This window comes from Burkholderiales bacterium (assembly GCA_035560005.1).
In the GTDB taxonomy this organism is placed as follows: domain Bacteria; phylum Pseudomonadota; class Gammaproteobacteria; order Burkholderiales; family Eutrophovitaceae; genus DASRFY01.
This window is the reverse complement of sequence record DATMAN010000068.1, coordinates 81,536-99,380: the sequence shown is the minus strand read 5'-3', so window position 1 is coordinate 99,380 and position 17,845 is coordinate 81,536. Positions and strand designations below refer to the sequence as shown.

Sequence of the window (17,845 nt, the reverse complement as noted above, 5' to 3'; positions counted from 1 at the left end):
CTCAGGCGTCCTGCGCGGCAGCGCGCGGCCGCAGCGGCGCGCGCAGCAGGTGGCGCACCGGCGGCCATAGGATCGCGCCGCTGACCGCGGGCAGGAAATACCACCAGCCCGGGAAGTCGCTGTCCGCCGCTAGACGGACTACGAGCACGATCAGTTGCGCGGCAAGCAGTACGCCGAAGACGTGCAGGATCTGTTCGCGCACGCCGAAGAGCGGCAAGCGGCGATGCATGGCGATGGCACCGAACATGAGCGCGCAGTAAGCGAGCGCGTGCTGCCCGAACAGGCTGCCCACGGACACATCCATCGCCAGGCCGAGCGCGAAAGCCGGTACGAAGCCCACCCGACGCGGATACTCCAGCCCCCAGTAGAGCAGCACCAGGGCGACGAAGTCCGGACGCAGCGCAAGCGCCATCCCCTCCAGCGGCAGCAGGTTGATCATGAAGGCGATCAGGAGGCTCAGCGCCACGTAGCCGGGCCTCACCGGCAACAGGATCTCCTCCGCGTGGCGCTGTTCGAAGCCGAAGACGTTCATTGCGCTGCGCGTTGGGTCTTGCGTGCCTTGGGAGCGTCCGCCGCCGGCAGGCGCTCTGGCAACGGCGGCCCCTTGGCCAGCACGAGCAACTGGCGGTGGCTGTTGACGGCGGCGCTGGGCGTGCACAGCACCCGCGCGAACGGATAGGCGGCATTGCGCTCGATGTTGGCCACGGTCGCTACCGGAAGGCCCGGCGGATAGGTCCCGTCGATGCCGGAGGTGACGAGCAGATCTCCGCTTTGAATGTCGGCGTTGACCGGCAGGAAACGCAGATCGAGCGCGCCGTCGTAGCCCAGACCGAACAGGACACCGCGCAGGCCGTTGCGGACCACCTGCACCGGAATGACCTGGTCGCGGTCGGTCACCAGCGACACCTCCGCCGCCCAGGGAAAGACCCGCTGCACCTGGCCCACCAGCCCCGCGTCGCCGACCACCGCGGCGCCGAGCTCCACGCCGTGGGTCGAGCCCTTGTCCAGCACGACCCTGCGCACGAAGGGGTCGCGCGCGGCGTAGAGAATCTCCGCGACCTGCGAGGGGCGCTCGATCCGGCCGCGCAACTGCATCAACGCGCGCAGGTGGTCGTTCTCGGCCGCCAGCGCCTGGTAGGCCTGTAGTTGACCCGAGTTGACGAAGTTCTCGTGCTTGAGCCGCTCGTTCTCGCGCCTCAGGGCCGAGTGCGTGACGAAGAACCCGGAGATCCGCCCGGCGACTTCGCCCGGGACATGCGCCAGCCGCTGCAAGGGATAGAGCACGACCGCCACGGCGCGGCGCACGTCTTCCAGGTAGCGAAAGCGCGCGTCCGAATAAAGCAGAACGATGGACAACAGGGAAAAGAAGGTGAGCCGCGTGAGCAGGCTTGGTCCACGCTTGAAGAAGGGTGGCGGGGTGTGCTCCATGGGTGGTGCGTGTGGCGCAGGCGCTCAGCGCCCCAGCGGCACGGCGTGCCGGCGCTGGCTACCCACCGTCGCCTGGCCGTGACTCAATCGCTGGTGAACACTCCGGAGAGCTTGTCCATCTTCTCCAGCGCCTTGCCCGATCCGCGCACCACGCAGGTGAGCGGGTCGTCGGCGACGATGACCGGAAGGCCCGTCTCCTCCATGAGCAGGCGGTCGATGTCCCGCAGCAGCGCGCCGCCACCGGTCAGAACCATTCCTTTCTCGGCGATGTCCGCACCGAGTTCCGGCGGCGTCTGCTCCAGCGCCGACTTCACCGCGGAGACGATGCTGTTCAGCGGATCGGTCAGTGCTTCCAGGATCTCGTTGCTGGAGATGGTGAAGCTGCGCGGAATGCCTTCCGCGAGGTTGCGGCCCTTGACTTCCTTTTCGCGCACTTCGGAGCCTGGGAAGGCCGAGCCGATCTCCTTCTTGATTTCCTCCGCAGTCGTCTCGCCGATCAGCATGCCGTAGTTGCGACGGATGTAGTTGATGATCGCTTCGTCGAACTTGTCGCCGCCGACCCGGACCGACCCGGAGTAGACGATGCCGCCGAGCGAGATGACGCCGACCTCGGTGGTACCCCCACCGATGTCGACCACCATCGAACCGGTCGCCTCCTCCACCGGCAACCCGGCGCCGATCGCGGCGGCCATCGGCTCCTCGATCAGTTCGACCTTGCGCGCACCCGCGCCATAGGCCGACTCCCGGATCGCGCGCCGCTCCACCTGGGTGGAACCACAGGGCACACAGATGACGATGCGCGGACTCGGTGCGAAGAAGCGGTTGTCGTGGACCTTCTTGATGAACTGCTTGAGCATCTGCTCGGTCACGGTGAAGTCGGCGATCACCCCGTCCTTCATGGGGCGAATGGCGGTGATGTTGCCCGGCGTGCGTCCGAGCATCTGCTTGGCGGCGAGCCCCACTTCCTGAATGACCTTCTTGCCGTTCGGTCCGCCCTCCTGGCGGATCGCCACAACCGAGGGCTCATTGAGCACGATCCCCTTGCCGCGGACGTAGATCAGCGTATTCGCCGTACCGAGGTCGATCGCGATGTCGTTGGAGAAATAGCCGTTGAGGAAGCCGAACATAGTCCGTGGAAGGGGCGCGTTGCCACGCGGAAAGCTGGGCGACTTATGATAACCTAACGCCGCTAGGCAGTTAACAGAAAACACGGGCATTCGCGGCTCGCTCGGCCGCCCCCCGCGGCGGCGCTAGACCCCGGCGGGCCCCTCCGCAAGCTCACGCTTCCAGAATGTCTCTTAGCCTCGACGATATCGGCCGCATCGCCCATCTGGCGCGCATCGACATCACGGCTGCAGAAGCCGAACGCATCCGCGAACAGCTGAACGGCATTCTTCGGTTGATCGAGCAGATGCAGGCGGTGGAGACGGCGGGCGTGGAGCCGATGTCGCACCCGCTGGGGGGAAGCCAGCGGCTGCGCGAGGATGTGGTCACCGAGCCGGACGATCGCGACGCCAACATGCGCAACGCGCCGGCCCAGGAAAACGGCCTATTCCTGGTTCCCAGAGTCATCGAGTAGGGGCCACCCGGTGTTCGACCAGTCCGTGGCCGAACTGGGCCGTCTGCTCCGCGCGAGGCAGATCTCCGCATGCGAGCTGGCGCAGCTGTTTCTGGACCGCATCGGCCGCTGCCGGGAACTGAACGCCTTTCTCGACGTGCGTCCCGATGTGACCCTAGCGCAGGCGCGCCGCGCCGACCAGCGCCTCGCCGCCGGAGAAGGCGGCCCGCTCACCGGGGTGCCGGTCGCTCACAAAGACATCTTCGTGACTCGGGACTTCGCCTCGACGGCCGGCTCGCGCATGCTCGAGGGCTACATGAGCCCGTTCGACGCCACGGTGGTGCAGAGACTGGCCGAAGCGGGCATGGTCACCCTGGGCAAGCTCAACTGCGACGAGTTCGCCATGGGTTCCTCGAACGAGAACAGCGCCTATGGCAGCGTCCTCAATCCCTGGGACCGCTCGGCGGTTCCCGGCGGCAGCTCCGGGGGCTCGGCTGCCGCGGTGGCGGCCAGGCTGGTGCCGGCGGCCACAGCGACCGATACCGGGGGCTCGATCCGCGAGCCGGCCGCCTTCTCGGGAGTGACGGGCATCAAGCCGACCTACGGCCGCGCTTCGCGCTGGGGAATGATCGCCTTTGCCTCCAGCCTGGATCAGGCGGGAATCATGACCCGCAGCGCCGAGGACGCCGCCCTGGTGTTCAACGCGATGCTGGGCTTCGATCCGAAGGATTCCACTAGCGTGGAGCGCGAGCCCGAGGATTACACGCGCGATCTGGAGATCGACCTTCGGGGGCTGCGCATCGGGATTCCGAAGGAGTTTTTCGGCGCCGGGCTGGAGCCCGACGTGGAGAAAGCGGTGCGAGAGGCACTCGATGTCTACGCCCGGCTGGGCGCGCGACTGAAGGAAATTTCGCTGCCGAACGCGCGGCTCGGGATACCCGTGTACTACGTGATCGCGCCCGCCGAGTGTTCCTCGAATCTGAGCCGGTTCGACGGCGTGCGCTATGGCCACCGCGCAAAGCGCTACGCCGACCTCACCGACATGATGAAGAAGACTCGAGCCGAAGGCTTCGGCGCGGAACCCAAGCGCCGCATTCTGATCGGCACCTACGTGCTCTCGCACGGCTACTACGACGCGTATTACCTGAAGGCGCAGAAGGTCCGGCGCCTGATCGCAGACGAGTTCCGGCGCGCCTTTGCCGAATGTGACGTCATTGCCGGCCCGGTCACCACGAGCGTCGCGTTCGACTTCGGCCAGAGAGCCGCCGACCCGGTCGCCATGTATCTGTCGGATCTGTACACCATACCGGGCAGCCTGGCCGGCATTCCGGGAATGAGCATTCCCTGCGGCTTCGGCGCCCGCAATCGGCCGGTGGGCCTGCAGCTCATGGCCAACTACTTCGAGGAGGCAAGACTGCTCGGCGTGGCCCATCGTTACCAGCAGGCAACCGACTGGCACCTGCGCGTTCCGCCCGGGTTCGAATGATCGGGGAGGCAAGGACAGTGTTCGCCCCTTTGGACCTTTGTGCGCACAGCTTCTGCATCTGCCGCGCCCGATGGCGCGCGCACTAGGGTATCGCCATGGAATGGGAAATCGTCATCGGGTTGGAGACCCACGTGCAGCTGTCGACCAAGTCGAAGATCTTTTCCGGCGCGTCGACCGCTTTCGGCGCAGCGCCGAATACCCAGGCGTGCGCCATCGACATGGCCTTGCCGGGCGTGCTGCCGGTGCTGAACAAGGGCGCGGTGGAGCGGGCACTGCGTTTCGGGCTGGCGGTGGGAGCGAGCATCAACCGCCGGTCGATCTTCGCCCGCAAGAATTACTTCTACCCGGATCTGCCCAAGGGCTACCAGATCAGCCAGTACGAAATCCCCATCGTCCAGGGAGGCGCCATCGGCATCCGCGCGGACGGCCGGGAGAAGACCATACGCCTGACCCGTGCACACCTCGAGGAAGATGCCGGCAAGTCGCTGCACGAGGATTTTCACGGCATGTCCGGGATCGATCTGAATCGTGCCGGAACGCCGCTGCTGGAAATCGTCTCGGAGCCGGAGATGCGATCGGCAGCGGAGGCGGTAGCCTATGCAAAGGCGCTGCACGCTTTGGTGCGCTGGATCGGCATCAGCGACGCAAACATGCAGGAAGGCAGCTTCCGGTGCGATGCCAACGTCTCGGTACGCAGGCCGGGCGCACCGCTCGGAACGCGCCGGGAGATCAAGAATCTCAACTCGTTCCGCTTCCTCCAGCAGGCCATCGAGTACGAAGCGCAATGGCAGATCCACACCCTGGAAAGCGGAGGGCGCGTGGAGCAGGCCACCGTGCTGTTCGAACCCGAGAGCGGGCGCACCCGCATGATGCGCACGAAGGAAGACGCGCATGACTACCGCTACTTTCCTGACCCGGACCTGCTTCCGCTGGAGATCGCGCAAGACTGGCTGGAGCGTGTGCGCGCGCAGCTGCCCGAGCTGCCTCAGGCGCGGTGCGAGCGCTATCAGCGCGACTATGCGCTGTCCGCCTATGACGCGCAGCTGCTGGTCGCCGACCGCGAGACCGCGGAGTTCTTCGAGTCGGTGCTCGACGCCTTGCGGGCCGCCGACCGGCCAGCGGCCGCCAAGCTCGCGGCGAACTGGATCAACGGCGAGCTGGCCGCGGCGCTCAATCGCGCCGAACTGGACATCGCCCGCTCACCGCTGGCGCCGGGCACGCTTGCCGGTTTGCTTGCGCGGCTGCTGGATGGAACGCTGTCTTCCAAGATGGCCAAGGAAGTGTTCGATGCCCTGTGGGAGGGAGAGGGCAGCGCGGACGCAGTGATCGAACGACGCGGGCTGAAGCAGATCTCGGATTCCGCCGCGATCGAGGGAATCGTCGACCAGGTGCTGGCCCAGAACGCGCAACAGGTGGCCGACTACAAGAACGGAAAGCAGAAGGCGTTCAACGCCCTGGTCGGGCAGGTGATGAAGGCAACCCAGGGCCGGGCCAACCCGGCCCAGGTGAACGACATCTTGCGCCGCAAGCTTGCGGGTTAGCGCGCGGCCTGCTTCAGGCTGAGTTCGCGGAAGCGCTGCTTGTCGGCTTCGAAGCGCTGCTCGATCCCGGCCACGTGCTCCCGTTTTCTCTGCAGCTCCTCGGCGAGCCGGGCAACCAGGGCTTCCTTGGAACGCACGTCCTCCAGCAACGAGGCGGGGATCTGCTTCTTTTGGCCGGCATAGCCATCTGCCTGGGCCTGCAGCCCGTGCAGCTCCTTCCGGGCGCGTTCCAGTTTCGACTCCGCCTGTTTGATCGCCTGTACCGGCAGCGCCAGGTTGCGCTGCTTGGCGGCCTCGATCTGCTCTTCCGAGGAGTAGGTCGCGAGCAGCGCCTTGTCGCGCCGCTCGCGGTCGAGATTCACGGGCGCTGCGGCGGTTGTCTCCGCGCTCGACGCTCCGGCCGGCGCGGGCCGATGAACTCTCAGGCCCTGGCGCGACAACTCCTGAACGCCCCCCACGCACTCGGGCCCGAGCTTGTCGGCGTAGTAAGTGCGTCCCTCGGCGTCTTTGCACTTGTACATCGCGCTGGCCGGACCGGAGCGCTTGACCTGGGCGTGCGCGGCGAAGCTGGCGCCAAGCAGGGCCAGGAACGCGCCGATGAGGATTCTCTGTAAGCCCTTCATGGGATTGCCCCGTATTGGCTGCGATAACGCTCGACTTCGCGCAACTGCTGTGCCAGCTCCCGCCGAGCCGACAGAAACGCCATCAAATCATCGAGATTGGCGATGCTGACGACCGGTATTCCGAAGCGGGCGCGCACCTCCTGGGCGGCAGACTGTGTCCCCGAGCCGCGCTCCATGCGATCGAGCGCGATGACCACCGCACACGGCTCGGCGCCGGCCGCGCGGATGATCCGCACCGATTCTCCGACCGAGGTCCCGGCCGAGATCACATCATCGACGATGATCGCGCGGCCTGCGAGCGGCGCGCCGATCGTCAACCCGCCTTCACCGTGGTCCTTGGCTTCCTTGCGGTTGAAACAGAACGGCACGTTGCGCCCGCTCTCTGCCAGAGCGACGGCGGTCGCCGTGACCAGCGGAATGCCCTTGTAGGCGGGACCGAACAGCATGTCGAACTCGAGCGCCGCCGCGCCAATGGCTTTCGCGTAGAATTGCCCGAGCCGGCGCAACGAGTCGCCGTCGTTGAACAGCCCGGCGTTGAAGAAATACGGGGAAAGACGCCCTGCCTTGGTTTTGAACTCGCCGAAGCACAGTACTTTCTTGGCCAGAGCGAAGGCGATGAACTCCTGCCGGAAATCCGAACTCATTTCGTGCTTCGCATCGTCACGCTGAATCTAAACGGCATACGCTCGGCCGTCAACAAAGGTTTCCTGAAGTGGATCGCCTCGCACGGTGCCGACGTGGTCTGCGTGCAGGAGATCAAGGCACAGGCCAAGGACATGCGCGAGGAAATGCTCAATCCCGACGGTTACCGGGGATACTTCCACTATTCCGACCGGCCGGGATACAGCGGCGTAGGAGTGTACTGCCGCAAGCGTCCCGATCGCGTCATCGAAGGACTGGGCATTCCGGACATCGACTCCGAGGGCCGTTACATCGAGGCGCAGTACGGCAATCTCTCGATCGCGTCGATCTACATTCCTTCCGGTTCCAGCTCTCCGGAACGGCTGGCGGTAAAGTTCAAGTTCATGGAGCGCGTCATCGGGCCGCTGCACCGGCTCGCCACCAGCGGACGTGAAGTCATCCTGTGCGGCGACTGGAACGTTGCGCACAAGGAGATCGATCTGAAAAACTGGCGTGCCAACCAGAAGAACTCCGGCTTTCTGCCGGAGGAGCGCGAATGGCTCTCCGGCGTGTTCGACAAACTCGGCTACGTCGACGTCTTCCGGTTGCTCAACAAGGAGCCGGAGCAATACACGTGGTGGTCGAATCGCGGCCGGGCCTGGGCCAAGAACGTGGGATGGCGCATCGACTACCAAATCGCCACGCCCGGCATCGCGCGCAAGGCGCGGCGCGCCGAGATCTACAAGGCACAGCGTTTTTCCGATCACGCGCCGCTCATCATCGAGTATGACTACACGCTCTAGGACGGCGCGTGCCTGAGCCGGCGGCGCGCAGAAGCTGGCTCAGTGATCTGCGCGTCTATGCCGAGCCGCGGGTGGCGCGCATGCTGCTGCTCGGGTTCTCCGCCGGCCTGCCGCTGCTGCTGGTGCTGGGCACGCTGTCCTATCGCCTGCGCGAGGCGGGAATCGACCGCACTACGATCGGCTTTCTGAGCTGGATCGGTCTTGCCTACGGGTTCAAGTGGGTCTGGGCGCCGCTCGTGGACCGGTTGCCGCTACCGCTGCTTACCCGCGCCCTCGGGCGCCGTCGCAGCTGGCTGCTGGCCTCCCAGGTCGTCATCGCGCTAGGGCTCGTCGGCATGGCCTTGAGCGACCCGACCACTCATCTGCACCGCCTGGTGGGATTCGCCGTGCTGGTGGCTTTCGCTTCGGCCACGCAGGACATCGCGCTGGACGCGTTTCGCATCGAGTCGGCGGCGCCGTCTCTTCAGGCAGCGCTGGCCGCCGCCTACCAGGTGGGTTACCGGGCTGCGATGATCACCGCTTCGGCAGGCGCGCTTTCGATCGCGGCGGCGTTCGATCCCGACGAGGAAAGCTACCAGCATCTGCCGTGGCTCATCGCCTATCTGTGCATGTCGGCCTGCGTGAGCGTGGGCATCACCACCGTGCTGTTCTCCCGCGAGCCGGTCGTTGCGATCTCGCCCCAAACCGTGCAACGCGAGCGCGCAATGGCCGAGCGGCTGCATGCGCGTCGCCTTCCCCCGCGGCTCGCCGCAATGTTGTCGTGGTTCTATTCCGCAGTCATCGGCCCCTTCGTTGACTTCGTGCTGCGCTACCGCTGGAACGCGGTCCTGCTGCTCGCGCTGATCGGGACCTACCGCATCTCCGACATCGTGCTGGGCGTCATGTCCAATCCGTTCTACCGCGACATGGGATTCGCCAAGGACGAAGTGGCGGTGGTCTCGGGAGTCTACGGGGTCCTGATGACGCTTGCCGGCGCGGCGCTGGGTGGGGTACTCGCGCTGCGGCTGGGGGTGATGCGGGTACTGTTCCTGGGAGCAGCGCTCTCAGCGCTGACCAATCTGCTGTTCGCCTGGCTCTCGACCCGGGGCCATGATCTGCCCGGGCTGCTGATGGTGATCTGCGCCGACAACCTGAGTGCCGGAATCGCCAGTGCTGCGTTCGTCGCCTATCTGTCGGGGCTTACCAACGTGGCCTATTCGGCCACGCAATATGCGTTGTTCAGCTCGGTGATGCTGCTGCTGCCGAAGTTCCTCGCCGGATGGTCGGGCTGGGTGGTGGATCACTACGGCTACGCGGTGTTCTTCTCCGGCAGCGCCGCCCTGGGCGTGCCGGTGCTCGCTCTGGTCTGGCTCGCCCGCCGTGCGCATCCGGCAGCGCCTCAGGCCGGACCGGAGTCGTCGAAACGATAGACGGCCAGCGCCCCGAGCAGGTTGGGCAGGAAGGCAACCTCGCGCCCTTCGTCGAGCACGCGCCGTTCGAGAATGCGAATGCCGTGGCCGGCGCAGAAGATCTCGAAGTCCGTGATCGTGAACAGGTGCACGTTGGGCGTGTCGTACCACTGGTAGGGTAGTTCCTTGGAAACCGGCATGCGCCCGGCCAGCACCTGCAACCGATGGCGCCAGTAGCCGAAGTTCGGGAACGTGACGATGCCTTCGCGGCCAACCCGCAGCATCTCCCTCACCAGGCGTTCGGTGTGGCGCACCGCCTGCAGCGTGAGCGAGAGGATAACGTAGTCGAACTGGTCGCTCTCGAAGCCCGAAAGACCGGACTCGAGGTCCGCCTGCAGCACGTTCACGCCGTGCTTCACGCACGCCAGTACCTTCTCGTCGTCGATCTCGATCCCGTAGCCGCTCGCCCCGCGCGTTTCCCTCAGATAGCGCAGCAGTGACCCGTCCCCGCAGCCCAGATCGAGCACGTGCGCGCCGGGCTGCACCCATTGAGCGATCGCCTCGAAATCGGCGCGGCGTGCGAGCTTGGACGACGCCGGCGGCGGCGTGTGCGGGGCGTTCACAGCGGAATGTTCTCCAGATAGGCGCGGATCAGGTTGTGATAGCGCGGATCGTCCATCAGGAACGCGTCGTGCCCGTGGGGCGCGTCGATTTCGGCGTAGCTCACGTTGCGCCGGTTGTCGACCAAGGCTTTGACGATCTCGCGCGAGCGCGCGGGCGAGAAGCGCCAGTCGGAGGTGAAAGACACCACCAGGAAGTTCGCCCTGGCGGGAGAAAGCGCCGCGGAGAGGTCGCCCCCGTGGGCGGCGGCCGGGTCGAAATAATCCAGCGCCTTGGTGATGCGCAAATAGGTGTTGGCGTCGAAACGCTCGGCGAACTTGTCGCCCTGATAGCGCAGGTACGACTCGATCTGGAACTCCACGTCGAAGTTGAACTTCAGTTCTCCTTCGCGCAGGGCGCGGCCGAATTTCTCCGCCATGACGTCGTCGGACAGGTAGGTGATGTGCCCGATCATGCGCGCGATGCGAAGCCCCCGCTTTGGAACCACGCCGTATTCGTAGAAGTTACCGCCATGGAAATCCGGGTCGGTGGTGATCGCCTGCCGCGCGACCTCGTTGAACGCGATGTTCTGGGCCGAGAGCTTCGGCGCCGCCGCAATGACCAGCGCGTTGCGCACGCGCTCGGGCTGGCTGATGGTCCACTGCAACGCCTGCATCGCGCCGAGGCTGCCGCCCATGATGGCCGCGAAGCGCTCGATGCCGAGCCGGGTCGCCAGCCTGGCCTGCGCCTCGACCCAGTCCTCCACGGTTACCACCGGAAAGTCTCCGCCCCAGCGCTTTCCGGTGTTCGGATTGATGCTGGCCGGACCGGTCGAGCCGTGACAGCCGCCGAGATTGTTCACGCCGACGACAAAAAAGCGGTTGGTGTCGACGGGCTTGCCCGGTCCGATGAGGTTGTCCCACCAGCCCACGTCTTTCGGGTCGTCGGCGTAGATACCGGCCACGTGGTGCGAGGCATTCAGGGCGTGGCACACCAGGATGGCGTTGCTGCGCGCCGCGTTGAGTTCGCCGTAGGTCTCGTAGGCCAGATCGTAGCGGTCGAGCGTGAACCCCGACTTGAGCGCGATCGGCTCGTCGAAGTGCAGCAGCTTGGGGCTGACGACGCCTACGGAACCTTCGGGCATGGCGGGGGCGGTGCGCAATCAGCGCGCGATTATAGCGGCGCGAATCAGGAGGACAGCCTGACTACCGACAGACGCCGCAGCAACTGCTGGACGGCATCGGACTTCATGTCCTCGTAGAGCAGCGCCTCTTCCGATTCCTTGGCCAGTACTTGGGTGTCGTCATAGGTCAAGTCGCGCCGCAGGGTGATCTCGTCGGGCGGGACGATGTCGTTGCTGGTGCGGTCCAGCAGCCGGTACGCGAGCCGATAGCGCAGCTCGAACTCCCGCACCTTGCCCGCGGTGGACAGCGACAGGACGTGCTTCTCCTGCTGCTCGCCGGTGATGCGCAGAACGACTTCCGCGTCGTCCGGTCGGTCGGCCACGCGCGTCTTGCCGCCGGTGCGGATCGCGCGGCGCAGTTCCGCGCCAAGCAAGGAGAATCCGACGGTTTCGATGTAGATGCTCTCGAACGGCAACGCTGCCTGGCCGCGTAGCCGAAACCCGCAGGCGCTGAGCGTCGTCGCCGCGAGAAGCAGGACCACCGCCAGTCCCCAAAGCCGGAGGCCGTGGCTACTCGTCTTCAGGCGCTTCACTCGCGGGCGATCCTCAGACGACGATGTTGACCAGACGCCCCGGCACGACCACGACCTTCTTCACGGCCTGCCCCGCGATGTGGCGCTGCACGCTCGGACTGGCCAGCGCCTGCTGCTCGATCATCGCGCGGTCGGCGTCGCGCGCGACCCGGATGTTGCCGCGCAGCTTGCCGTTGACCTGCAGAACCAGTTCGATTTCGTCCTGCTCGAGTGCCGCCGGGTCGACTTGCGGCCAGCTCGCCTCCATCAAATCCTGGCCGAAGCCCAGTGAACGCCACAGTTCCTGGGTGATGTGCGGCACGATCGGATAGAGAATGCGCAGCAGGATGCCCATCGACTCGTGAAGCAGGTGTGCGCGGTCCTTGGAGGACCAGTCGTAGGGATCGCCGTCCATCCTGCCCAAAGCGCGGGGGCTGGACAGCGCGTTCAGGATCTTCATCGCCCCGGACACCACGGTGTTGAACTGGCACTTCTGAAAATCGAAGTTCACTTGCTTCAACACGGCGTGCACCTCACGCCGAACCGACGCCCCCTCCGGATCCGCCGTGCGCCAGTCCTCGGGATAGGAGCACGGCTCCGCGCCTTCGCCGCGCCGTGCGGACTCCCCGAGGATGAGGTCTCGATGATCGTAGGCAAACGACCACAGGCGCCGCAGGAAACGGTAGGCACCCTCGACTCCGGAATCCGACCATTCCAGCGTCTGCTCGGGGGGCGAAGCGAACATGATGAACAACCTCGCTGTGTCCGCGCCGTAACGATCGATCAGCGCCTGCGGATCGACGCCGTTGTTTTTGGACTTCGACATCGTGCCCACGCCGCCGGACTCGACCGGCTGGCCGTCGGCCGCGAGGACCGCGCCCACGCGCCTGCCCTGCTCGTCGAACTTCAGCTCTACCTCGGCGGGGTTGTAGTAGACGATGCGGCCGGATTCGAGCCTGCGGTAGAAGATCTCGTTCAGCACCATTCCCTGGGTCAACAGGTTGGTGAATGGCTCGTCGAGCGCTACCAGCCCCAGGTCGCGCATCACCTTGGTCCAGAAGCGCGCGTAGAGCAGGTGCAGGATAGCGTGCTCGATCCCACCGATGTACTGGTCCACCGGTAGCCAGTACTTCACGCGCCAGTCCACCATCTGCCGCTCGTTGTCCGGGCAGGCGAAGCGCAGAAAGTACCACGAGGAGTCGACGAACGTGTCCATCGTGTCGGTCTCGCGCCGCGCAGGCCGCCCGCACCGCGGGCAGTCGGTGTTCAGGAAATCTGCGCGCCGCGCCAGCGGATTGCCGGTGCCGTCGGGGACGCAGTCCTCCGGCAGCACCACCGGCAGGTGCTCATCCGGCACGGGCACTTCGCCGCACGCCGCGCAGTGCACGATCGGAATCGGCGTGCCCCAGTAGCGCTGGCGCGAGATGCCCCAGTCACGCAGCCGCCAGTGGACCTGCTTTTCGCCCAAGCCCTTGGCCCCGAGATCGCGCGCGATCGCCTCCACCGCCGCGGGGTAGTCGAGCCCGTCGTACTTTCCGGAATTGACGCAGCGACCGTAGTTTGCATACCAGGGCTGCCAGGCATCGGTCGAGTAGGGCTTTCCCTCGACGTCGATGACCGGCTTGATCGGCAGACCGTACTTCTTGGCAAAGGCGAAGTCGCGCTCGTCGTGCGCAGGCACCCCCATCACGGCGCCTTCGCCGTAGCTCATCAGCACGTAGTTGCCGACCCAGACTTCGATCGGCTCGCCCGAAATCGGGTGTGTGACGAACAGACCCGTGGGCATGCCTTTCTTTTCGATGGTGGCGAGATCCGCTTCCATCACGCTGCCCCGCTTGCACTCCTCGATGAAGGCGGCGAGCTGCCGGTTGCTCTGCGCGGCGCGGACCGCCAGCGGATGCTCGGCCGCCACCGCGCAGAAGGTTGCGCCCATCAGGGTATCGGCGCGGGTGGTGAACACGCGCAGCTGCCGGACTTCGCCATCCAGCGTGTAGGGGAAACCGATGTTGACGCCCTCGCTGCGGCCGATCCAGTTCGCCTGCATCGTCTTGACGCGCTCCGGCCAGCCCGGCAGGCGGTCCAGCGCGGCGAGCAGCTCCTCGGCATAGGCGGTGATGCGCATGTAGTACATCGGGATCTCGCGCTTCTCCACCACGGCGCCGGTGCGCCAGCCGCGGCCGTCGATCACCTGTTCGTTGGCCAGCACGGTCTGGTCCACCGGGTCCCAGTTCACCACCCCGGTCTTCTGGTAGACCAGACCCTTTTCCAGCATGCGCAGAAACAGCCACTGATTCCAGCGGTAGTACTCCGGCTTGCAAGTCGCGATCTCGCGCTGCCAGTCGATGGCGAAACCCAGCGACTGCAGCTGGCGCTTCATGTAGGCGATGTTGTCGTAGGTCCACTTCGCGGGCGGCACGCCGTTGGCCATGGCGGCGTTCTCGGCCGGCAGCCCGAACGCGTCCCAGCCCATCGGCTGCAGCACGTTGAAGCCGCGCATCCGGTGATAGCGCGTGAGCACGTCGCCGATCGTGTAGTTGCGCACGTGGCCCATGTGCAGCTTGCCCGACGGATACGGAAACATCGACAGGCAGTAATACTTCGGGCGGCCGGCATCTTCGACGGCTCGAAACGCGTGCTTGTCGGCCCACTGCCGTTGCACCCGCTGCTCCACCGCTGCGGGGTGGTACTGGCTGTCCATCGACCGGCTTCTCGCTGGCGGAAAAGTGCGGAATTATATCGTCGGCTTGCGTAACCGCACGCCGCGCTGCTGCGTAAGTTCCGACAGACAGACAAACGGGGGACCGGACGATGCCCGGTAACGTTGCCATTGCATTGGCTTTGCTGCTGAGTGCCGTCGTCGCCGCGCCGGCTGCCGCTGACGCCGTGGTGGAGGTGCTTCAAGCCCCGGCTTGGCTGGCGCGAGACGGCAAGCGGCTGCCGCTGGCGGCCGGAGCCGAATTGCGCGCCGGCGACCAGGTCTTAACCGGAGGGGAGTCGCGCGCGCAACTGAAGCTCGCCGACGGCAGCCGGGTGAAACTGGGGGAAAACGGCAGCCTCAGGCTGGAAACCCTCTCGGTGCGCCGCGAGGGCGCTCGCCTGCTTCGAGCCACGCTCAGGGTGCTTGAAGGCGCCTTCCGGCTCACGACCGATGCGGCGAGCCGCAGCCGCTACCGGCGCGAGATCGACGTGCAGTTCACCACTGTCACGGCGGGAATCCGCGGCACCGACATCTGGGGCAGAAACTTCGGCGATCGTGAGGTCGTCGCGCTCCTCGAGGGCAGTGTCACGATAAGCCGCGGAGCGGACCAGGCGCTCGAGCTGAAAGAAGCGGGAACGTATTACCAGGCTCCGGCGGGCGGCGAACCTAGCGTCCAGACCCTACCTCCAGAGCGTCTCGAGGAGTGGGCGCAGCAGACCGAGATCCGGGCAGGAGGCGGCGCGCAGTCGCGAACGGGGAGCTGGAACCTCGACGTCGCCCGCTTCGACGGCCAAGACGGCGCGCTGGCGCTTTACGACAGACTGCGCGACGATGGCTATCCGGCGCGAATCCGGCCGGTGCGCGAAGGCGCACGCAACCTCTACATCGTGCGCCTGGAGGGGTTTGCCACCCGGGTCGAGGCACGCGCGCTGGGCGATCGCCTCAGGCAGGCTTATCCCGGCGTCTCGCCGGCCGCTTCCCGTCGCTGACGTCGCCGCCGCGCTTGGCGAACCGTTGACCCCGGTTCCCGCCTGTTCTGGCCTCGTCCGCGCCGGTAGAGCGATCCGCGCTTGACGCTCCCGCCACCGGAATGCCTAGAGGTTTCGTGTACCATTGCGCCGCCGTCCCCGCCCGTGCCAGCGATGTCAGAGATTCTCGAAGGCCTGAACGAACAACAACTCGAAGCCGTCACGCTCCCCAACCAGTCCGCGCTGATTCTCTCCGGTGCCGGGTCGGGCAAGACGCGGGTGCTCACCACCCGCATCGCCTGGCTGATCCAGACCGGTCAGGTGAGCCCGCTCGCTCTGATGGCGGTCACCTTCACCAACAAGGCGGCGCGCGAGATGCTCACGCGCGTTTCCGCGATGCTGCCGATCAATACCCGCGGCATGTGGGTAGGCACTTTCCACGGATTGTGCAACCGGCTGCTGCGCGCCCACCACCGCGACGCCGGTCTGCCGCAGAGCTTCCAGATCCTGGACAGCGCCGACCAGCTTTCGATGATCAAGCGCGTCATCAAGGCGCTGGGCATGGACGACGAAAAATACCCGCCGAAGCAGGCGCAGTACTTCATCAACGCCAGCAAGGAGAAGGGCCTGCGCGCCTCGCGCGTGGAGGCGGCGGACGATTTCTCGCGCCGCCTGAGCGAGGTTTACGCGGCCTACGACGCGCAATGCAACCGCGAAGGCGTGGTCGATTTCGCCGAATTGCTGCTGCGCTGCTTCGAGCTGCTGCAAGCGAACGAACCGCTGCGCGCGCACTATCAGGAGCGTTTCAAGCACATCCTGGTCGACGAGTTCCAGGACACCAACCGGCTCCAGTATCTGTGGCTGCGGCTGATCGCGGGCCGCTCGAATGCGGTGTTCGCCGTCGGCGACGACGACCAGTCGATCTATGCGTTTCGCGGGGCGCGCTCGGACAACATGCTCGATTTCGAGCGCGACTTCGGCGTGCGCAAGGTCATCAAGCTCGAACAAAACTACCGCTCCCACGGCAACATACTGGACGCGGCCAACGCGCTGATCAGCCATAACCGGCTGCGGCTCGGCAAGAACCTCTGGACCGCGCAAGGCAAGGGCGAACCGCTGCAGCTGTTCGAGGCGGCGACCGACTCGGAGGAAGCCGCCTACATCCTCGAAGAGGTCTGCAGGCTGCGCGGCGAGGGCGTGGCACTGTCCGACATAGCGCTGCTGTACCGCTCCAACGCGCAGTCGCGCATGCTGGAGCACGCTCTGTTCAGCGCGGGCATCCCTTACCGGGTGTACGGAGGCCTGCGCTTCTTCGAACGCCAGGAGATCAAGCACGCGCTGGCCTATCTGCGGCTCATCGCCAGCCCGGCGGACGACGGCGCCTTCCTGCGCGTGGTGAACTTCCCGGCGCGCGGCATCGGCAACCGCACGCTGGAGCAGCTGCAGGCCGCCGCCGAGCAGGCGGGCAGCACGCTGTGGCAGGCCGCGCTGACCAGCGCGCCGGCCGGCAAACCGGGAGCCGCGCTCGCGGCATTCCTGCACTCGATCGAGGACATGCGCCGCGCGACACTGGACTTGCCGCTGCCGGAAGTCATCGAGCACGTTCTCGAGGCGAGCGGCCTGATGGCGCACTATCGGGCCGAGAGAGACGGCGCGGAGCGCGTGGCGAACCTCGAGGAACTGGTAAACGCTGGAGCGGCGTTCACTGCGGAAGAAGGCTTGGCGGGTCGCTCCGCCGAGGGCGAGAAGGCACTCACAGTTTCTGCGGAAGAAGCGAGCCCCGATCCGCTGCAGGCCTTCCTCACGCACGCGGCGCTCGAAGCCGGCGAGCACCAGGCCGCGGCAGGTGCCGATGCTCTGCAGCTCATGACGGTGCACTCGGCCAAAGGGCTGGAATTTCACGCGGTGTTCATCAGCGGTCTGGAAGAAGGGCTGTTCCCGCACGAGAACTCGCTGCACGAAGAGGGTGGACTGGAGGAAGAACGGCGGCTCATGTACGTGGCCATCACTCGTGCACGGCGCCGGCTGTATTTGACATACGCGCAAACGCGCCTGCTGCACGGGCAGACGCGCTACAACATCAGTTCGCGCTTCCTCGACGAGATTCCCGCCCCGCTCATCCGGCGCGTCAACGCGGTCGCACCGCGGCCCGCCGCGGCCCGGGCTGCACCTTTCGCACCGGGTGGTTCGCAGCCGCCGGCGACGGTGGCCGGCTTGCGCATCGGCCAGAACGTGACCCATCCCAAGTTCGGCTCCGGCGTGATCGTCAGGTTCGAAGGACGGGGTGCGGACGCGCGCGTGCAGGTCAGTTTCCGTGACGCCGGACTGAAACTGCTCGCGCTCGAATATGCCAGACTCTCCCCCGGCTGAAGAAGAATTCAAGTTCGAGCCGTCCGGAACATCGCGGACACCGAGGAACAGCGCAAAGGCAGGAAA

16 protein-coding genes are annotated in these 17,845 nt (G+C 66.0%); 7 read left to right on the top strand and 9 right to left on the bottom strand.

Going from position 1 to position 17,845, the window contains the following annotated elements; all coding sequences use genetic code 11:
• Position 1 precedes the first annotated feature (1 nt).
• The 3 genes from mreD to VNM24_10425 form a co-directional block, all read right to left on the bottom strand.
• Entirely contained in the window at positions 2-532 is a 531-nt protein-coding gene (gene mreD, locus VNM24_10435) for a rod shape-determining protein MreD (protein HWQ39008.1), read from the bottom strand.
• Positions 529-1,428, bottom strand: a complete 900-nt coding sequence (gene mreC / locus VNM24_10430) for a rod shape-determining protein MreC (protein ID HWQ39007.1) — start codon at positions 1,426-1,428, stop codon at positions 529-531. The genes mreD and mreC overlap by 4 nt, the downstream gene beginning before the upstream one ends.
• Positions 1,429-1,511: 83 nt before the next feature.
• Positions 1,512-2,555 carry a rod shape-determining protein gene (locus tag VNM24_10425; protein ID HWQ39006.1) on the bottom strand — a complete coding sequence of 348 codons (1,044 nt, stop codon included), beginning with the start codon at positions 2,553-2,555 and terminating at the stop codon, positions 1,512-1,514.
• Between the two features lie 164 nt (positions 2,556-2,719).
• Here VNM24_10425 and gatC point away from each other — a divergent pair, with 164 nt between their 5' ends.
• The 3 genes from gatC (at position 2,720) to gatB (ending at position 6,013) form a co-directional block, all read left to right on the top strand.
• On the top strand, positions 2,720-3,007 hold the full coding sequence (gene gatC / locus VNM24_10420; protein ID HWQ39005.1) for an Asp-tRNA(Asn)/Glu-tRNA(Gln) amidotransferase subunit GatC: 288 nt from the start codon (positions 2,720-2,722) through the stop codon (positions 3,005-3,007).
• A 10-nt stretch (positions 3,008-3,017) separates the two neighbouring features.
• Complete coding sequence (gene gatA / locus VNM24_10415; protein ID HWQ39004.1) at positions 3,018-4,472, top strand: Asp-tRNA(Asn)/Glu-tRNA(Gln) amidotransferase subunit GatA; 1,455 nt, start codon at positions 3,018-3,020, stop codon at positions 4,470-4,472.
• Between the two features lie 95 nt (positions 4,473-4,567).
• The gene (gene gatB, locus VNM24_10410) at positions 4,568-6,013 is read left to right on the top strand and encodes an Asp-tRNA(Asn)/Glu-tRNA(Gln) amidotransferase subunit GatB (protein HWQ39003.1); all 1,446 of its coding nucleotides are present in this window, start codon (positions 4,568-4,570) and stop codon (positions 6,011-6,013) included.
• Here gatB and VNM24_10405 read toward each other — a convergent pair.
• Both VNM24_10405 and pyrE read right to left on the bottom strand, forming a co-directional pair.
• Complete coding sequence (locus VNM24_10405) at positions 6,010-6,636, bottom strand: hypothetical protein (protein HWQ39002.1); 627 nt, start codon at positions 6,634-6,636, stop codon at positions 6,010-6,012. The two genes, gatB and VNM24_10405, sit on opposite strands and share 4 nt — an antisense overlap.
• Entirely contained in the window at positions 6,633-7,280 is a 648-nt protein-coding gene (gene pyrE, locus VNM24_10400; GenBank protein HWQ39001.1) for an orotate phosphoribosyltransferase, read from the bottom strand. The genes VNM24_10405 and pyrE overlap by 4 nt, the downstream gene beginning before the upstream one ends.
• Positions 7,281-7,283: 3 nt before the next feature.
• Here pyrE and VNM24_10395 point away from each other — a divergent pair, with 3 nt between their 5' ends.
• A complete protein-coding gene (locus VNM24_10395; GenBank protein HWQ39000.1) occupies positions 7,284-8,060 on the top strand; it encodes an exodeoxyribonuclease III in 777 nt (258 codons plus the stop codon).
• 8 nt (positions 8,061-8,068) lie between these two features.
• Positions 8,069-9,469 (top strand): AmpG family muropeptide MFS transporter, encoded by a 1,401-nt coding sequence (locus VNM24_10390; GenBank protein ID HWQ38999.1) that lies wholly within the window; start codon positions 8,069-8,071, stop codon positions 9,467-9,469.
• Here the strand turns inward: VNM24_10390 and metW are convergent.
• Genes metW through leuS form a run of 4 tightly spaced genes read right to left on the bottom strand, consistent with a single transcriptional unit; the run spans position 9,439 to position 14,441 of the window.
• A complete protein-coding gene (gene metW, locus VNM24_10385) occupies positions 9,439-10,071 on the bottom strand; it encodes a methionine biosynthesis protein MetW (GenBank protein HWQ38998.1) in 633 nt (210 codons plus the stop codon). The two genes, VNM24_10390 and metW, sit on opposite strands and share 31 nt — an antisense overlap.
• On the bottom strand, positions 10,068-11,192 hold the full coding sequence (locus VNM24_10380; GenBank protein HWQ38997.1) for a homoserine O-acetyltransferase: 1,125 nt from the start codon (positions 11,190-11,192) through the stop codon (positions 10,068-10,070). Before VNM24_10380 ends, metW begins: the two co-directional genes overlap by 4 nt.
• A gap of 44 nt (positions 11,193-11,236) precedes the next feature.
• On the bottom strand, positions 11,237-11,764 hold the full coding sequence (gene lptE, locus VNM24_10375) for an LPS assembly lipoprotein LptE (protein HWQ38996.1): 528 nt from the start codon (positions 11,762-11,764) through the stop codon (positions 11,237-11,239).
• A 13-nt stretch (positions 11,765-11,777) separates the two neighbouring features.
• Entirely contained in the window at positions 11,778-14,441 is a 2,664-nt protein-coding gene (leuS, locus tag VNM24_10370) for a leucine--tRNA ligase (GenBank protein HWQ38995.1), read from the bottom strand.
• Positions 14,442-14,551: 110 nt separating this feature from the next.
• Between leuS and VNM24_10365 the strand changes: the two genes are divergently transcribed.
• Together VNM24_10365 and VNM24_10360 are read left to right on the top strand one after the other, a co-directional pair.
• Positions 14,552-15,430: a FecR domain-containing protein gene (locus VNM24_10365; protein ID HWQ38994.1), complete on the top strand. Its 879-nt coding sequence runs from the start codon at positions 14,552-14,554 to the stop codon at positions 15,428-15,430.
• Positions 15,431-15,583: 153 nt separating this feature from the next.
• A complete protein-coding gene (locus tag VNM24_10360; protein ID HWQ38993.1) occupies positions 15,584-17,779 on the top strand; it encodes a UvrD-helicase domain-containing protein in 2,196 nt (731 codons plus the stop codon).
• Positions 17,780-17,845 lie beyond the last annotated feature (66 nt).